The organism is Kitasatospora sp. Xyl93, from assembly GCF_055383135.1.
This window is the reverse complement of sequence record NZ_AP029185.1, coordinates 5,042,969-5,059,182: the sequence shown is the minus strand read 5'-3', so window position 1 is coordinate 5,059,182 and position 16,214 is coordinate 5,042,969. Positions and strand designations below refer to the sequence as shown.

14 protein-coding genes and 1 tRNA gene are annotated in these 16,214 nt (G+C 73.4%); 7 read left to right on the top strand and 8 right to left on the bottom strand.

Annotated features, from left to right (window positions below; all coding sequences use genetic code 11):
• Positions 1 to 22 precede the first annotated feature (22 nt).
• Both ACZ5GH_RS22630 and ACZ5GH_RS22625 read right to left on the bottom strand, forming a co-directional pair.
• Complete coding sequence (locus ACZ5GH_RS22630) at positions 23 to 661, bottom strand: alpha/beta hydrolase family protein (RefSeq protein ID WP_401110651.1); 639 nt, start codon at positions 659 to 661, stop codon at positions 23 to 25.
• 80 nt (positions 662 to 741) lie between these two features.
• Positions 742 to 1,494 carry an SOS response-associated peptidase gene (locus tag ACZ5GH_RS22625; protein ID WP_464335123.1) on the bottom strand — a complete coding sequence of 251 codons (753 nt, stop codon included), beginning with the start codon at positions 1,492 to 1,494 and terminating at the stop codon, positions 742 to 744.
• A 151-nt stretch (positions 1,495 to 1,645) separates the two neighbouring features.
• Here ACZ5GH_RS22625 and ACZ5GH_RS22620 point away from each other — a divergent pair, with 151 nt between their 5' ends.
• From ACZ5GH_RS22620 to hisN, 5 genes are all read left to right on the top strand, one after another.
• The gene (locus ACZ5GH_RS22620; protein ID WP_387750064.1) at positions 1,646 to 2,371 is read left to right on the top strand and encodes a M50 family metallopeptidase; all 726 of its coding nucleotides are present in this window, start codon (positions 1,646 to 1,648) and stop codon (positions 2,369 to 2,371) included.
• A 164-nt stretch (positions 2,372 to 2,535) separates the two neighbouring features.
• Positions 2,536 to 3,867, top strand: a complete 1,332-nt coding sequence (gene aroA, locus ACZ5GH_RS22615; protein ID WP_464335122.1) for a 3-phosphoshikimate 1-carboxyvinyltransferase — start codon at positions 2,536 to 2,538, stop codon at positions 3,865 to 3,867.
• A 15-nt stretch (positions 3,868 to 3,882) separates the two neighbouring features.
• A complete protein-coding gene (gene rsgA / locus ACZ5GH_RS22610; protein ID WP_387750058.1) occupies positions 3,883 to 4,935 on the top strand; it encodes a ribosome small subunit-dependent GTPase A in 1,053 nt (350 codons plus the stop codon).
• Positions 4,936 to 5,063: 128 nt separating this feature from the next.
• Complete coding sequence (locus tag ACZ5GH_RS22605; protein ID WP_387750055.1) at positions 5,064 to 5,387, top strand: DMT family transporter; 324 nt, start codon at positions 5,064 to 5,066, stop codon at positions 5,385 to 5,387.
• A gap of 143 nt (positions 5,388 to 5,530) precedes the next feature.
• Positions 5,531 to 6,328, top strand: coding sequence for a histidinol-phosphatase (gene hisN / locus ACZ5GH_RS22600; RefSeq protein WP_387750052.1), 798 nt, complete (start codon positions 5,531 to 5,533; stop codon positions 6,326 to 6,328).
• A gap of 67 nt (positions 6,329 to 6,395) precedes the next feature.
• On the opposite strand, the gene ACZ5GH_RS22595 is transcribed toward hisN, so the two are convergent.
• Positions 6,396 to 7,871 carry a catalase gene (locus ACZ5GH_RS22595; protein ID WP_464335121.1) on the bottom strand — a complete coding sequence of 492 codons (1,476 nt, stop codon included), beginning with the start codon at positions 7,869 to 7,871 and terminating at the stop codon, positions 6,396 to 6,398.
• 104 nt (positions 7,872 to 7,975) lie between these two features.
• On the opposite strand from ACZ5GH_RS22595, the gene ACZ5GH_RS22590 reads away from it, so the two are divergent.
• A complete protein-coding gene (locus ACZ5GH_RS22590; RefSeq protein WP_464335120.1) occupies positions 7,976 to 8,389 on the top strand; it encodes a Fur family transcriptional regulator in 414 nt (137 codons plus the stop codon).
• A gap of 64 nt (positions 8,390 to 8,453) precedes the next feature.
• Here the strand turns inward: ACZ5GH_RS22590 and ACZ5GH_RS22585 are convergent, their stop codons facing one another.
• From ACZ5GH_RS22585 to ACZ5GH_RS22575, 3 genes are all read right to left on the bottom strand, one after another.
• On the bottom strand, positions 8,454 to 10,421 hold the full coding sequence (locus tag ACZ5GH_RS22585; RefSeq protein ID WP_387750043.1) for a tetratricopeptide repeat protein: 1,968 nt from the start codon (positions 10,419 to 10,421) through the stop codon (positions 8,454 to 8,456).
• A 390-nt stretch (positions 10,422 to 10,811) separates the two neighbouring features.
• Positions 10,812 to 10,885: transfer RNA gene (locus tag ACZ5GH_RS22580), tRNA-Met, on the bottom strand.
• A gap of 63 nt (positions 10,886 to 10,948) precedes the next feature.
• The gene (locus ACZ5GH_RS22575; RefSeq protein WP_387750040.1) at positions 10,949 to 13,906 is read right to left on the bottom strand and encodes a UPF0182 family membrane protein; all 2,958 of its coding nucleotides are present in this window, start codon (positions 13,904 to 13,906) and stop codon (positions 10,949 to 10,951) included.
• Positions 13,907 to 14,170: 264 nt separating this feature from the next.
• On the opposite strand from ACZ5GH_RS22575, the gene ACZ5GH_RS22570 reads away from it, so the two are divergent.
• Positions 14,171 to 14,743, top strand: a complete 573-nt coding sequence (locus ACZ5GH_RS22570; protein WP_387750037.1) for a PPA1309 family protein — start codon at positions 14,171 to 14,173, stop codon at positions 14,741 to 14,743.
• A 92-nt stretch (positions 14,744 to 14,835) separates the two neighbouring features.
• Here the strand turns inward: ACZ5GH_RS22570 and ACZ5GH_RS22565 are convergent, their stop codons facing one another.
• On the bottom strand, positions 14,836 to 15,945 hold the full coding sequence (locus ACZ5GH_RS22565) for a YlbL family protein (RefSeq protein WP_387750034.1): 1,110 nt from the start codon (positions 15,943 to 15,945) through the stop codon (positions 14,836 to 14,838).
• A gap of 42 nt (positions 15,946 to 15,987) precedes the next feature.
• Positions 15,988 to 16,179, bottom strand: coding sequence for a hypothetical protein (locus ACZ5GH_RS22560; RefSeq protein ID WP_387750031.1), 192 nt, complete (start codon positions 16,177 to 16,179; stop codon positions 15,988 to 15,990).
• Positions 16,180 to 16,214 lie beyond the last annotated feature (35 nt).

Below are 16,214 nucleotides of genomic sequence, written 5' to 3'. Positions count from 1 at the left end.
TGGAAACTCCCCGCTCACGGCCTCACAGCAGCCCCAGCACCCAGTCCCCCACCGACGAACAGATCAGGTCCAGCACCTCCTGCTGCCCGACCGGCGCCCGCTTCGGCACCTCGAAGCCGTGGCTGCCGTACGGCACCGCCACCAGCTCGTGCCCGGCCGGCAGCCCGGGGAACTCCGCCGGCCCGCCGAAGGGGTCCGCCGCGCTCTGCACCACCAGCGTCGGCAGCCCGGACTCCAGCAGCTCCCCGGCCCGGCTCTTCTCCGGCTTGCCCGGCGGGTGCAGCGGGAACGCCAGCGCCACCACCCCGACCGCCCCGGTCGCCGCGCCCGTCCGGCAGGCCACCCGCGCCCCGGCGCTGCGCCCGCCCACCACCAGCGGCAGCCCCTGCCCGGCCAGCCGCTCCGCCACCGGCCGCCAGCCGAGGTCCAGCGTCCTCGGCGCCGGGGCGAGCCTGCGGCCCGCCACCCGCCAGGGCTGCTCGACCAGCGCCACGGTGATCCCCCGGGCCGGCAGCCGCCCGGCCAGCGCCACCAGGTCCCGGGCCTCGATCCCGCCGCCCGCACCGTGGCCGAGCGCCAGCACGGCCCGCGGCCGCGCGGCCCGGTGGTAGCTGACCCGGGCCTCCCCGGCCTCGGTGGGGACCAGTTCGGTGGTGCTCATCGCGGTGACTCCAGGGGTGTTCACAACGGATCGGAACAGTTCGGGACCGGTCGGGAAGTTCCAGGCCAGGTCGGGTGGGATCAGAACAGGGTGGTCTCGTACTCGGCCTCCGCCCACGGCTCCTTGAGCTCCGGACCGTTGTTGCGGATGCTGCCGACCGCCGGCGACACCGGGGTGGCCAGCAGCGCGCCCGGCGGCGGGGGTATCAGCAGCCGGCGCAGCGCGTCCGGATCGGTCAGCCGCGGGTCCAGCCACTCGTCCCAGTCCCGCCGGTCCAGGAACAGCGGCATCCGCTCGTGGATCGGCGCCAGCGCCTCCTCGGCGTCCGTGGTGACGATGGTGAACGTCACCAGCCAGGCCTCCGGGTGCCCCGGCGGCACCGCCCGGTTGCGCCAGAACTCGTACAGCCCGGCCAGCGCCAGCGGGGTGCCGTCCGCCCGGGAGACGAAGTACGGCTTCTTGCGCGCCTTGCCGCGCTCCCCCGGCACCGTCTGCCACTCGTAGTAGCCGTCCACCGGCAGGATGCACCGGCGCGCGGCGAAGGCCTGCCGGTACGAGGGCTTCTCGTGCACCGTGTCCGACCGGGCGTTGATCATCTTCACCGCCGTCTCGGCGGAGTTCGACCACTGCGGCACCAGCCCCCAGCGCAGCACCCGCAGCTGCCGCAGCGGCCGCGGCCGCTCCCGGCCCAGCCGCTCCAGCACCACGAAGGCGCTGTTCGTCGGCGCGACGTTCCAGTTCGGGTCCAGGGTCTCCGTGGGATCCCAGTGCTCGACGTCGAACAGCTCGACGACGTCCTCGGGCTTGCTGCTGGCTGCGAACCGACCGCACATGCGGGCCAGCTTGCCATGCCGCCGGTCCGCCGGACCCGCCCTCCCGGGCCAGAACCGCCCGCCCCCTCCCGCCCGTCCCCCCGCATGGGAGGCTGCCCCGAACGGCCCAACGCGACGGCCCAGTGCGGCGGACGGAGGCGGAGAGACACCGATGAACGCGAACCACCACACCTTCGGCGACCTGTGGAACCAGGTGACCGGCACCCAGACCGCCCCACCCGGCTGGCTGGTGCTGGCCACCGGCGCCGCCGCCCTGCTCACCGTCCTGGCCCGGCCGCTGTGGCACGTCGCCCGCAACGCCGTGACCATCGCCCACGAGGGCGGCCACGGCCTGATCGCCCTGGCCACCGGCCGCAAGCTGGCCGGCATCCGGCTGCACTCCGACACCTCCGGGCTCACCCTCTCCTACGGCCGCCCCACCGGCCCCGGCATGGTCCTCACCGCCGCCGCCGGCTACACCGCCCCCGCCCTGCTCGGCCTCGGCTGCGCCGCCCTGCTCGCCGCCGACCGGATCACTCTGCTGCTCTGGCTGGCGATCGTGCTGCTGCTCGCCCTGCTGCTGCGCATCCGCAACGCCTTCGGCTTCCTCACCGTGCTGGTCGCCGGCGGCGCCTTCTTCCTGGTCTCCTGGTTCGGCAGCGCCGAGGTCCAGGCCGGCTTCGCCTACCTCGGCTGCTGGTTCCTCCTCCTCGGCGCCGTCCGCCCCGTCCTGGAGCTCCAGCACCAGCGCCGGATCGGCTGGGCCCGCGACTCCGACGCCGACCAGCTCGCCCGCCTCACCCACGTCCCCGCCCTCGCCTGGGTCACCGTCTTCCTGCTCGTCGCCCTCGCCTGCCTCGCCCTCGGCGCCGCCTGGCTGCTCCAGCCGCTCTCCTGACCCGGCCCGCCGGAGGAACGGCCGGCCCCGCACGAGCGCCGGAGCGCCGACCGCCGGCACCGCGTCCTAGCGCCCGGCGGCGAGCGGGCGAGCCCCGCCCCGAGCTGTAGTCGGGCGAGCGGGCGGGTCACGTTCCGTTCCCGTACGGCCCCTAGACTTGCCCCATGACCGAGACCCTGTGGCCCGCCCCCGTCGCGACCAGCCCCGTCGACGCCACCGTCACCATCCCCGGCTCCAAGTCGGTCACCAACCGGGCCCTGGTGCTGGCGGCACTCGCCGACGGGCCGGGCTGGGTGCGCCGCCCGCTGCGCAGCCGCGACTCCCAGCTGATGGCCGACGGCCTGCGCGCCCTCGGGGTCACCATCGAGGAGAAGGTCAACAACGACTCCGGCGGCACCGGCGGCGGCGAGGCCTGGCGGGTCATCCCCGCCCCCGCGCTACTCGGCCCCGCCTCGGTCGACGTCGGCAACGCCGGCACCGTGATGCGCTTCCTGCCCCCGCTCGCCGTCCTCGCCGACGGCCCGGTGCACTTCGACGGCGACCCGCGCTGCTACGAGCGCCCCCAGCACGGCGTGATCGACGCCCTGCGCGCGCTCGGCGCCCGGATCGAGGACGACGGCCGCGGCGCCTTCCCGCTCACCGTGCACGGCACCGGCTCGCTGGACGGCGGCCCGGTCGAGCTGGACGCCTCCTCCTCGTCCCAGTTCGTCTCCGCCCTGCTGCTCTCCGGCGCCCGCTACAACCACGGCATCGAGGTCCGCCACGTCGGCGGCCCGGTCCCGTCGCTGCCGCACATCCGGATGACCGTCGAGATGCTGCGCCTCGCCGGCGCCCAGGTCGACGCCCCCGAGGACGGCGGCGAGAAGGACGTCTGGCGGGTCACCCCCGGCGCCCTGATCGGCCGCGACCTGGTGGTCGAGCCGGACCTCTCCAACGCCGCGCCGTTCTTCGCCGCCGCCCTGGTGACCGGCGGCCGGGTCACCGTGCGGGACTGGCCCCGGCACACCACCCAGCCCGGTGACCAGCTGCGCGAGATCTACACCCGGATGGGTGGCGCCTGCGAGTTCACCGACGAGGGCCTCCAGTTCACCGGCACCGGCCGGATCCACGGCATCGAGGCGGACCTGCACGACGTCGGCGAGCTCACCCCGGTGATCGCCGCCGTCGCCGCGCTGGCCGACTCCGAGTCCCACCTGTACGGCATCGCCCACCTGCGCCTGCACGAGACCGACCGGCTCGCCGCGCTCGCCAAGGAGATCAACGACCTGGGCGGCGACGTCACCGAGACCGAGGACGGCCTGCGGATCCGTCCCCGCCCGCTGCGGGGCGGCATCTTCCACACCTACGAGGACCACCGCCTCGCCACCGCCGCGGCCGTGCTCGGCCTCGCCGTGCCCGGCGTGGAGGTCGAGAACGTGGCCACCACCGCCAAGACCCTTCCGGACTTCCCCGGGATGTGGGCCGAACTGCTCGGCGAAGCGGCGGCGGACCTCTGAGCGGAGACTGAGCACATGCGCCGCTACGGCAAGGACGCCGACGAGGACGACATCCGCAACCGCCCGGCCCGCCGGGGCTCCCGGCCGCGGACCAGGATCCGGCCCAAGCACGAGGACGCGGCCGAGGCGATGGTGCTGACCGTCGACCGCGGCCGGATCACCTGCCTGGTCGACCCGGGGACGAAGCAGGAGCGCGAGGTCGTCGCCATGAAGGCCCGCGAGCTGGGCCGCAAGGGCGTCGTCGTCGGCGACATGGTCAACCTGGTCGGCGACCTCTCCGGGGACGCCGACACCCTGGCCCGGATCGTCCGGGTCGAGGAGCGCAGCTCGGTGCTGCGGCGCACCGCCGACGACGACGACCCGTACGAGCGGATCGTGGTCGCCAACGCCGAGCAGCTGGCCATCGTCACCGCCCTGGCGGACCCGGAGCCGCGGCCCCGGCTGATCGACCGCTGCCTGGTGGCGGCCTACGACGCGGGCATGGAGCCGCTGCTGGTGCTCACCAAGTCGGACCTCGCCCCGGCCTCGTCGCTGCTGGACTCCTACGCCCCGCTGGGCATCACCTACGTGGTCACCCGCCGCGACGAGCTGGAGACCACCGGCGCCGAGGCCGTCCGCGCGCACCTGCGCGGCCTGTCCACGGTGTTCATCGGCCACTCGGGCGTCGGCAAGACCACCCTGGTCAACGCGCTGGTCCCGGACCGCCAGCGGCAGACCGGGCGGGTCAACGCGGTCACCGGCCGCGGCCGGCACACCACCGTCTCCGCCCTGGCGCTGCGGCTGCCGCCGCCGCCCGGCGCCAAGCCGGGCTCGAAGAAGGCGCTGGATCCCGGCTGGGTGATCGACACCCCCGGCTTCCGTTCCTTCGGCCTCTCGCACATCGACCCGTCCCGGGTCATCCACGCCTTCCCCGACCTGGAGCCCGGCACCGTCGACTGCCCGCGCGCGTGCAGCCACGACGAGCCGGACTGCGCGCTGGACGCCTGGGTCGAGGACGGCCACGCCGAGGCCGCCCGGCTCTACTCGCTGCGCCGGCTGCTGGCCAGCAAGGAGGGCGAGGCCGACTGAGCCCGCGGGCGCCGCGCCCTTTCCCGGGGTTGGTGGCCCGTTCGAGGTGTCGGAGCGGCCCCACCTGGTGATCATAGGAAAGTCGGCCCGTCCCCGGCCCGACCGTCGATCGACAGGGAGGGCACGCGATGGCATGGGCCCTGGTGGTCCTGGCCGGCCTGCTGGAGACCGGCTTCGCGATCAACCTCAAGCTCAGCGAGGGCTTCACCAAGCTCTGGCCCACCATCAGCTTCTGCGTGTTCGCCCTCGGCAGCTTCGGGCTGCTCACCCTCTCCCTGAAGAGCCTGCCGGTCGGCCCCGCCTACGCGGTGTGGACGGGCATCGGCGCGGCCGGCACCGCGATCTACGGCATGTTCTTCCTGAACGAGAGCAGTTCGGTGCTCAAGCTGGTCTCGATCTCGCTGGTGATCGCCGGCGTCATCGGCCTCCAGCTCAGCGGCACGGCGCACTGAGCGGCACGGCGCCCCGAACGGCACCCACCGAGCGGCACCGCGCCGAGCGGCACCGCGCCGGACGTCCGCGCGCCGCAGGCCGGTCCGCCCCGCTCCGCGAGCCCGGCTGTGCCGATCGGGGGAGGCTCGCTAGGGTTTCCGGCATGGCCGACTACCACGACGACCTCCGACTCGCCCATGTCCTCGCCGACTCGGCCGACTCGGTCACCCTGGAGCGCTTCCGCGCCCTCGACCTGAAGATCGAGACCAAGCCCGACCTCACCCCGGTGAGCGACGCCGACAAGGCCGCCGAGGAGCTGGTGCGCGGCGTGCTGCAGCGCGCCCGCCCGCGCGACGCCGTCCTCGGCGAGGAGTTCGGCCTCCAGGGCTCGGGTCCGCGCCGCTGGGTGATCGACCCGATCGACGGCACCAAGAACTACATCCGCGGCGTCCCGGTCTGGGCCACCCTGATCGCCCTGCTGGAGGACGGCCCGGACGGCGTCGAACGCCCGGTGGTCGGCATCGTGTCCGCCCCCGCGCTGCAGCGCCGCTGGTGGGCCGCCAAGGGCCTGGGCGCGTTCGGCGGCCGCAGCCTGGCCAAGGCCTCCCGGCTGCACGTCTCCGGCGTCTCCCGGATCGAGGACGCGTCCTTCTCGTACTCCTCGCTCACCGGCTGGGAGGAGCGCGGGCGCCTCGACCCGTTCCTGGACCTCACCCGCGCCTGCTGGCGCACCCGCGCCTACGGCGACTTCTGGTCCTACATGATGGTCGCCGAGGGCGCCGTCGACATCGCCGCCGAGCCCGAGCTGTCGCTGTGGGACATGGCGGCCAACTGCATCATCGTGGAGGAGGCCGGCGGCCGCTTCACCGGCCTGGACGGCGTCCCCGGCCCGGGCGGCGCCGACGCCGTCGCCTCGAACGGCCTGCTGCACGAGGAGGCCCTGCGCCGGCTCTCGGTCTGAGAGCCGGCGCGGCCCCCGTGACCGGTGGGAGCCGGTCACGGGGGCCGCCGTTCTCCGGCCCGACGGGCTACTGCTTGCGCAGCTCCCGGACCGCCGCGTCCAGCCGCTGCCCGAAGTCGGCGTCGGCCCTGCGGAAGTTGTCGACCGCCCGCTCCACGATGTCCTCGCGGTCGGCGGAGACCTTGGCGATGAAGCCCGACAGGTTGGCGATCAGCCGCTGCTTCTCCTCCTCGGAGAACAGCCGGTACAGGGCGCCGGCCTGCACGAAGTCGTCGTCCTCGGCGTGCGAGGGCGCGACGTGGTTGCCGGTGGTGCCGTCGACGGCGGTCGCGGCCCACAGCGGGCGGCCGGTCTGCACCGGCCCGCCGAAGCTGTTCGGCTCGTAGTTCTTCTGCCGGCCGTGGCGGCCGTCGTACAGGTGGCCGTCCCGGCCGTTGGTGCGGGCCTCGGTGGCGTGCGGGCGGTTCACCGGCAGGTGGTCGGCGTTGATGCCGACCCGGTAGCGGTGGGCGTCGGCGTACGCGAACAGGCGGCCCTGGAGCATCTTGTCCGGGGACGGGCCGATGCCGGGCACGAAGTGCGCCGGGGAGAACACCGACTGCTCGACCTCGGCGAAGACGTTGTCGGGGTTGCGGTTGAGCTCCAGCTTCCCGATCTCGATCGGCGGGTAGTCGGCGTGCGGCCAGACCTTGGTCAGGTCGAAGGGGTTGAAGCGGTAGTTCGCCGCGTCGGCCGCCGGCATGATCTGGACCTGCACCGTCCAGCTGGGGAACTCGCCGCGCTCGATCGACTGGCGCAGGTCGCGCTGGTGGCTGTCCGGGTCCTCGCCGGCGAGGGTGTTGGCCTCGGCCTGGGTGAGGTTGCGGATGCCCTGGTCGGTCTTGAAGTGGTACTTGACCCAGAAGTGCTCGCCGGCCTCGTTCTGCCACTGGTAGGTGTGCGAGCCGTAGCCGTTCATGTGCCGGTACGAGGCCGGGATGCCGCGGTCGCCGAACAGCCAGGTCACCTGGTGGGTGGCCTCGGGCGACAGGCCCCAGAAGTCCCAGACGTTGTCCGCCTCCTGCGAGCCGGTGTACGGGTCCCGCTTCTGGGTGTGGATGAAGTCGGGGAACTTGATGGCGTCCCTGATGAAGAACACCGGGGTGTTGTTGCCGACGAGGTCGTAGTTGCCCTCCTCGGTGTAGAACTTCAGCGCGAAGCCGCGCGGGTCGCGCACCGCGTCGGCCGCGCCGAGGTTGCCCGCCACGGTGGAGAAGCGCAGGAAGACCTCGGTCTGCTTGCCGACCGCGGACAGGAACGCCGCCCGGGTCCAGGGCGTCACGTCGGCGGTCACGGTGAAGGTGCCGTACGCGCCGGCGCCGCGGGCGTGCACCACGCGCTCCGGGATCCGCTCGCGGTTGAAGTGCGCGAGCTTCTCGAACAGGAGCTGGTCCTGGATGAGCGCGGGGCCCCCGACGCCCGCCGTCTCGGTGTTCTGGTTGTCGGCGACGGGGGCACCCGCCTCCGTGGTCAGGGTCGGGCGCAGCTCGTCCTGGGCTGTCATGGGAGTGCCTCCGCGGTATCCGGTCTCGATGACACGATCCTAACTTGGACTTTGTCCAAGTCAATACTGGAACCAGTCTCGGAGCCTGACCTACTCTGGATGGCATGAGCGACCTGCTGGAGAGACTGCGCGCAAGAGGCTGGCGACTGACCTCGCAACGCCGGGTCGTCGCCGAGGTCCTGGACGGCGACCACGTCCACCTCACCGCGGACGAGGTGCACGCCCGGGCGACCGCCCGACTGCCCGAGATCAGCCGCGCCACCGTCTACAACACGCTCGGCGAACTCGTCGGCCTCGGCGAGGTCCTGGAGGTCGCCACCGACGGCCGCGCCAAGCGCTACGACCCCAACGCCCACCGCGCCCACCAGCACCTGATCTGCTCGGACTGCGGCGCGATCCGCGACGTCCACCCGCACGGCGACCCGCTCGCCGCCCTCCCCGCCGCCGAACGCTTCGGCTTCACGGTCACCGCCGCCGAGGTCACCTACCGCGGCCTGTGCCCGAACTGCCGCCCCTGACCGCGGAGTCGTGCGACCAGCGCGGCGTTCGGCGCGCCCAGCGGCGCCCGGCCCGACCGGGGGGCTACGCGCTCAGCTCGGCGCTCAGCGCGCCCAGCAAGCGCCCCGCCCGCTCGGCCACCTCGGCCGGCCCGGAGTCGATCGCCCGCCGGCACCAGTTCTCCGCGTGCACCGGCTCCCCGCGGCGCAGCGCCAGCAGCGCCAGGCGCAGCGCCGCCCGGCCGTGCCCGGCGTCGGCGGCCCGGGTGTACCAGAGCATCGCCTCGGCCTCGCTGTCCTGCCGGGCCAGCAGCAGCCCGAGGTTGAACGCCGCGCTGCGGCTGCCCGCCTCGGCGGCCCGCCGGTACCAGCTCTCGGCGATCTCCAGCGCCCCGCGCTCGGCCGCCCGCACGCCCATCCGCACCTGCGCCCGGCGGTGCCCGGCGTCGGCCGCCACCGCGTACCAGTGCTCGGCCTCGGCGTCCGCGTCCCCGCGCCGGTCCAGCAGCGAGGCCAGCCGGAACGCGCCCTCCGCCGACCCGCCGGCCGCCGCCTGCCGGTAGCGCTCCAGCGCCCCGGCCAGGTTGCCGCGCTGCTCCTGGACGACCGCGAGCTGCAGGGCCGCCTCGCCGTGCCCCTCGGCCGCGGCCCGCGCGTACCACTCCTGGGCCTGCCGGTGCTCGCCGCGCCCGGCGTGCAGCACGCCGAGGTTGAACGCGCCGTCCACGCTGCCGGCCTCGGCCGCCTTGGAGAACCAGGGCTGGGCACCGGACTCGTCACCGCGCTGCAGCAGCACCACGGCCAGCGCGTTGCAGGCCTCCCGGTGCCCCGCGTACGCGGCCCGGCGGTACCACTGCTCGGCCTGCTGCTCGCGGCCGGTCCCGGCGCAGAGCAGGCCGAGGTTGAAGGCGCCGTTCTGGTCGCCGGCGTCCAGCGCCACGCGGTACCAGCGCTCGGCCTCGGCGGCCTCGCCCCGGCTCGCGTGCAGCGCGCCCAGCGCGTTGGCGGCGTTGCCGTCCCCGGCCTCGGCGGCCTCCTGCCACCACTCGGCGGCGGCCGCCTGGTCCCCGGAGTCGCGCAGCAGGAAGCCCAGCGCGCAGGCCGCGCGCGGCTCCCCGTTCTGCGCGGCCTGCCGGTACCAGCGGGCCGCCTCCTCCAGCAGCGACCGGTCGGTGCGGGCGCGCTCCTCCAGCAGCACGCCCAGCCGCAGCGCGGCGCGGGCGTGGCTGCGCGCGGCGGCCGTGCGGTACCAGGTCTCGGCGGTCTCCTTGTCCCCGGCGGCCTCGCGCATCCGGGCCAGCCGGTAGGAGGCCTCCCGGTGCCCGGCGTCGGCGGACACCTTGAACCAGCGCTCGGCGCGCACGTCGCGCCGGTGCTCCATCAGGTCGCCCAGCGCGTAGGCGCCCAGCGGGTGGCCGTGGTCGGCGGCGAAGTGCAGCCAGTACTCGGCGGCCTCCTCCTCGCCCTGGTCGCGCAGCTGCAGCCCGAGCGCGTGCGCGGCCGGCGCGCTGCCGGCCACGGCCGCCTGGCGCCACCACTGGCCGGCCTCGGCCCGGTGGCCCTGCTGGTGCAGCAGCACGCCGAGGTTGTTGGCGGCGGCGCGCACCCCGGCGGCCGCGGCGGCGCGCAGGTAGGGCTCGGCGTCCTCCAGTTCGCCGCGGCGCAGCAGCAGGGTGCCGAGCCGGCCGGCGGCGTCCGGGTCGCCGCCGTCGGCGGCCTGCCGGTGGCGGGCCTCCAGGGCGGCGGACTCGCGGGCGGCGAGGGCGGTCTCGAAGCTGGTCGAGTCGAGGCCGGCCGGGTCGAGCGCGGCGCCGGCGGCCTGCTCCGCGCCGGGCCGCTCCCCGTACGCGCCCACGGCGGAGGCGAACTGACGGGTCGACACGTGGACGAGGCTGTCTGGGCCGTAGCCCGCGGTCGGGGGGCGTTCGGACAGTCCGCTGGTGCGCTGGGCGGGCAGGGCTCCGGGGCGGCTGGCGGTGCTCTCCGCCCAGGCGTCGGTGTCCGCCTCGGCGGCCGCCGCGGACCTGGCGCCTGACTTGCCGATCAGCCTCATGCCGACTCCCGCTCCCCCAGAGTGTCGCGGCATCGTGCCCCGGCGTGCGACCGGGGGGACTCCCAGGAGAGGCGCCGGACCCGACGGCCGGTCAGCGGCCGTGCACCGTCCCCCATGTGTCCCATCGTCGCATCACCCAGTACCCGCGTACACCTGCCCCGGCCGAATTCCGGCGGGGCCGACCCGAAGCCGACGAAATTGCTTCGGCGCTTTGTCGATTTCCCGACACTTCAACCTCACAAACCCCGCTGCCGTCCTCCTTGGCGACGGTCGATAGTACCGGAGCGGTTCCCGCCGCTTCGGGACGAGGAACGCCACGGGAGCGGCGGGCGGACGGCGGGGGAAACACCAGAGGCCCGGAGGAAGGATCCTCCGGGCCTCTGGCCTTTGTAGCGGGGACAGGATTTGAACCTGCGACCTCTGGGTTATGAGCCCAGCGAGCTACCGAGCTGCTCCACCCCGCGTCGGTGGTTGAACCCTAGCACGGACGCGGGGTGGAACGGAAAACGGTCGCCGCAGCTCAGCGGCTACGGCTGCGGGCTGGGCGCGCCGCCGCCCGTGGCACCCGGGGCGGGCGTGCCGGTGGGGGCGGGCGCCGGGCTGCCGCCGCGGGCCGCCTCGGCGGCCTTCAGGGCGTCGCCGAGCGCCTTCTGGGCGTTGCCGTAGGCCACCCAGTCGCCGTTCTTGAACGCGGCCTGGCTGTCGTTGTACGCCTTCCCCGCGTCCGAGAGCGCCTTCTGCAGCTCCGGCGAGATCGTCCCGCCCGGCGCCGGCGTGGCGGGCGCGGTCGGGGTGGTCGGGGTGGTCGGGGTGCCCGGCGTGGACGGCACGGTCGGGGTGGTCGCCGGCGGCGCCCCGCCGAACACCTTCTTCAGCGCGGCCTCCAGGGTGTCCTCGAACGCCACGTTGTCGTCCCCGTACACCGCCAGGACCTTCTGCATCGTCGGGTACTTGGCCCCGCGTCCGCGCACGTACACCGGCTCGATGTTGAGCAGCCCGCCGCCGACCGGCAGGGTCAGCAGGTTTCCGTACTCCAACTCGGCGTCCCCGCCGCTCTTCAACGCGAAGATCTGCGAGGCCACCTCCTGGCGGGAGTTGAACTTCGACTGCACCAGGCCGGGGCCGGGGGCGCCGCTCTCGCCCGTCATCTTCAGGACGCGGATCTTCCCGTAGTCGTCGCCCGGGTCCGCGTTGACGGCCATGAACGCCGCCAGGTTGGGCCGCTGGTTGGGCACGAAGGTGCTGGTGAGCGAGAAGCTCGCGGCGTTGGTGTCCGGCATCCGCACCGTCACGTAGTACGGCGGCTGGACCTGCTTGGTGTCGCTGGTCGGGTCCACCGGGACCTGCCAGATGTCACTGCCGTTGAAGAAGGAGTTGGCGTCGGTGACGTGGTACTGGCCGAGCAGGTCGCGCTGCACCTTGAACATGTCCTGCGGGTAGCGCAGGTGCGGCAGCAGCGTCTGCGGGATGTCCGCCTTCGGCTCGACCGTGCCCGGGAAGGCCTTCATCCAGGTCTTCAGGACCGGGTCCTTCTCGTCCCACTGGTAGAGCTTCACCTCGCCGGTGTAGGCGTCCACCGTGGCCTTCACCGAGTTGCGGATGTAGTTGACCTGGTTGGCGACGGTCAGCAGCTCACCGCGCTGGTTGGTCAGCGAGTCCTTGGTGGCGGCGCCCAGCGTCGTCTTCGAGGAGAACGGGAAGCCGTCCGAGGTGGTGTAGCCGTCCAGCACCCACAGCACCCGGCCGTCCTGCACCACCGGGTACGGGTCGGCGTCGATCGACAGCCACGGGGCGACCTTCTCCACCCGCTCCTTCGGCGTCCGGTTGTAGATCACCTTGGCGCCGTCGGTGATCGCCCCCGCGTAGAGGATCTGCGGCTCGGCGAAGCGCACCGCGTACGCCGCCCGGGTCAGCGGGTTGTCCAGCGAGACCCCGCTGCCGCCGGAGTAGGTGTACTCGGCGTTCTGGCCGGTCTTGGGATCGGTGTAGTCGATCTCCTTGTTGGCGCCGCCCACGATCGAGTACGTGGTGGTCTTCTCGCCGTAGTAGATCCGCTGCTGGTAGTCGCCCAGCGTCCCGGTGGCCGGCAGGCCCGACTCGGTGAACACCGGCTGGCCCTTGTCGTCGACCTGGTTGCCCTTGGCGACCACCGCGCCGTAGCCGTGGGTGTACTTGAAGTGGTCGTTGATCCAGTTGCGCTGCACGCCGTTCAGGTCGAGCTCGCGCAGGCCGATCACGCTGTCCTGCTTGCCCTGCCCGGTGCCGTAGCGGTCCACGTCCAGCGTGTTCGGGAAGGCGTAGTAGTTGCGCTGCTGCTCCAGCGACTGGAACGCCGGCGAGACCACGTTCGGGTCCAGCAGCCGGATGTCCGCGACGGTCTGCGCGTCCGGCTTGAGCGCGTCGGCGTTGGTGGTGCCCTGCGGGGTGTACTGGGTGGTCTGCGCGTCCGCGATCCCGTACGCCTGGCGGGTGGCGTCGATGTTCTTCTGGATGTACGGCGTCTCCTTGGCCTGCTCGTTCGGCTTGACCTGGAACTGCTGCACGATCGCCGGGTACAGCCCGCCGATCAGCACCGCCGACAGCACCATCAGCCCCAGGCCGATCAGGGCCGGGGCCCAGGTGCGGCGGATCGGGGTCAGGAAGAACAGCACCGCGCAGATGATCGCGACGAAGAACAGGATGGTCTTGGCCGGCAGGAACGCGTTGGCGTCCACGTAGCGCAGGCCGGTCCAGCCGGAGACGCCCTTGTACGCGCCGGTCTTCACCGCCAGCGCGTACCGGTCCAGCCAGTACGCGACGGCCTTCAGCAGCACGAACACGCCCAGCAGCACCGCCAGGTGCCCCTGCGCGCCCGCGCTCGCCCGGCGGCCCGGGCCCTGGAGCCGCAGCCCGCCGTACAGGTAGTGCACCAGCGCCGAGGTCAGCAGCGAGACGATCACCGCGCTGAACGCGAAACCCAGCACGAACTCGTAGAACGGCAGGTCGAAGGCGTAGAACGAGACGTCCATGCCGAACTGGGAGTCCTTCTCACCGAAGGAGGTCGAGTTCGTCCACATCAACCAGGTCCGCCACTGCCCGGAGGCCGCGGCCCCGGCCACCAGGCCGATCACCAGCGAGATCCCGATCAGCGCCCAGCGCTTGAACGGCGCCAGCCCGGCCCGGTAGCGGTCGAGGCTCTGCTGCTCCACCGACATCGCCGACAGCGGCGGCCGCAGCCGGTGCGCCAGCCAGATGTTGAGGCCGACGATCACCGCCATCAGCACGCCGAACACCGCGAACAGGCCGGTCTTCGTCCACAGCTGGGTGGTGAACACCGAGGAGAAGTGGACCGACCTGAACCACAGCCAGTCCGTCCAGAAGCCCGCGAACATGACGAACAGCAGGAACAGCACCGCGAGCACGCCCAGGGTCAGCAGGGCCACCCGCGCCCGCCGGGAGGGCGGGCCTACCCTGCGCCGGAAACCCGGCCCTGAGCGTTCGGGCATCTGGAAGACCACGGTGGCACCTCGGCTGTGTCGTCTGAATGGGTCCGGTCGTCAGAGAAACTTAACCAGGCTTTGGCCGAGTTCCCACCGTTAGCAGACGGTTACGACATCCGACCGCGGCCGGCCGTCGCCGCCCCGGCTCCTCCGGCCACCCCGGCCGCCTCCCCGCCGTCCCCCCCGACCACGCTGCCGACCGCACTGCCGGCCGCCCTCCTGGCGCACCGCCCGGCGAGCGCGGCCCGCCCGGCGTGTGAGGATTGAGGCATGTCCGACGCGTCTGATCTGAACAACTCCCCCGACGACGTCTCCAAGCTCCCGGCCGCCACCCCGCTGACCCGGGCCGCGCTGGAGATCGACGAGTACGCCGCCACCCTCGGCTGGGACCTCCCGGCCCGGCTGTTCGCCCTGGTGGACAGCGCCGCCCTGCGCAAGGCCAACCCGAAGATCGCCAAGCAGCTCGGCCTCGCCGAGGACGACCAGGCCGGCCTGACCCCGATCGAGCAGGACGAGCTGCCGGCCGGCATGGAGCTCGACAAGTTCCTCGGCACCATCGCCTGGCCCGACTCCGTGGCCGGCTGCGCCCTGGTCGTCGAGCGCCTGATGCTGCCCCCGGGCGCCGAGCAGTCCCGCCCGCGCGGTGCCAGCGACGCCCAGCTCGCCGAGTGGGTGGCCAACCACCCCAAGCGCGAGGAGGTGCGGATCACCGCCGCGGTGCTCCGCGACGGCAAGAAGGAGATCGCCCTGCGGCTGCGTTCCAAGGACGTCGCCCGCGAGGTGCTGACCGGCCCCGACCTGGTGCCCGGCCTGACCGACGCGCTGCTGGCGACCTTCGCCTGACGCCTTCCCCGGCAGCTGCCGGCGGCGGCCGGCGGCCGCTGTCCGGCGGCTGCTTCGCCGCCACCCGGCCGCTGGCCGCCGTTACTCGGCCGCTACTTGGCCGCGCAGGACGGCAGCGCGGAGGTCTGCCCGGAGCGGATCTGCTCCAGCGACTTCAGCGCGCCGTCCAGCGTGTCCGTCCTGATCAGGGTCAGCCCGGACGGGACGTTCTTGCCCGCCTCGGCGCAGTTCGAGGACGGGGTGAAGAAGTACTCGGCCCCGGCGTCCCGGGCGGCGATCAGCTTCATCGAGATGCCGCCGATCGGGCCGACCTTGCCGTCGTCGTCGATGGTCCCGGTGCCGGCCACGAACTTGCCGCCGGTGAGGTCGCCGCCCGGGGTGAGCTTGTCGATGATGCCGAGCGAGAACATCAGGCCGGCGCTCGGGCCGCCGACGTCCTGCAGGCCGATGTCGATCTGGAACGGGTAGGTGTGCCGGATCCCGGTGCCGATGCCCACCACCGCGAGCTCGGCCCGCTCGGCCGGGGCCTTGGGGTCGAGGTCCTTGGCCCGTACGGTCGGGACGGCGACGTCGGTCCTCCCGCCCGCCGCGGCGGCGCCGTTCGCGTCCTTGACCCGCGGCACGACGGTGAAGACCGCCGACTCGCCCGGCTTGTGCTTGGTGACGGCCGCGACCACCTGCTCGACCGAGCCGGCCGGCACGCCGTCCACGGCCACGATCTGGTCGCCCGCGTGCAGCCGGCCCTCGGCCGGGGCGCCCGCGGTGACCGACTTCACGATCAGCTCGCTGCCGACCGGGATGCCCAGCTGCTTGAGCGCCGCGGTGCGGGCGCTGTCCTCGGAGGAGGCGAACTCCTCGGCGTTCTGCTTCTTGGCCTCCGCGTCCGACTGCCCCTTGGGGTAGACGTTGTCGTGCGGCACCACCAGCACGTCGTCCCGCAGCCAGCCGACCACCGCGTTGACCAGGCTGGGTTCGTACTTGGCCCCGGTGACCTGGACGGTGGTCATGTTGAGGTGACCGCTCGTCGGGTACGACTCGTGCCCGCTGATGCTGATCACCGGCTTGCCGCCCTGGCTGCCGAGCGTGTTGTACGTCGGCCCCGGGCTCATCTCCGTGTACGGCACCTTCATCAGCACCGAGACGCAGAGCAGCGCTATGAGCAGCAGGGTGGCAGCGAGCATCGTCGCGGAGCGGCGTGGCATGCCTCGACAGTACGGGACCCGCCTCGACGGGCGCCCGCCGGGCTACCTGCCGGAGCCCTCACCGGGGGCGGCGGTGCCCGCGGTGGTGCGCTCCATGGCGGCCATGAAGCGCCGGTGCTCGGCGAGTGAGGCCGGATCCCCGGTGGCCCGCGGCTCCCGCTGGGCCCACACCGCCCAGAGGCCGGCGGCGATGCCGGCGACACCCGGAATGATCAGCCAGGCCAGCGCACCCATACCAGTACTCCCAGCTCGTCGTGTCTATGAGCAGA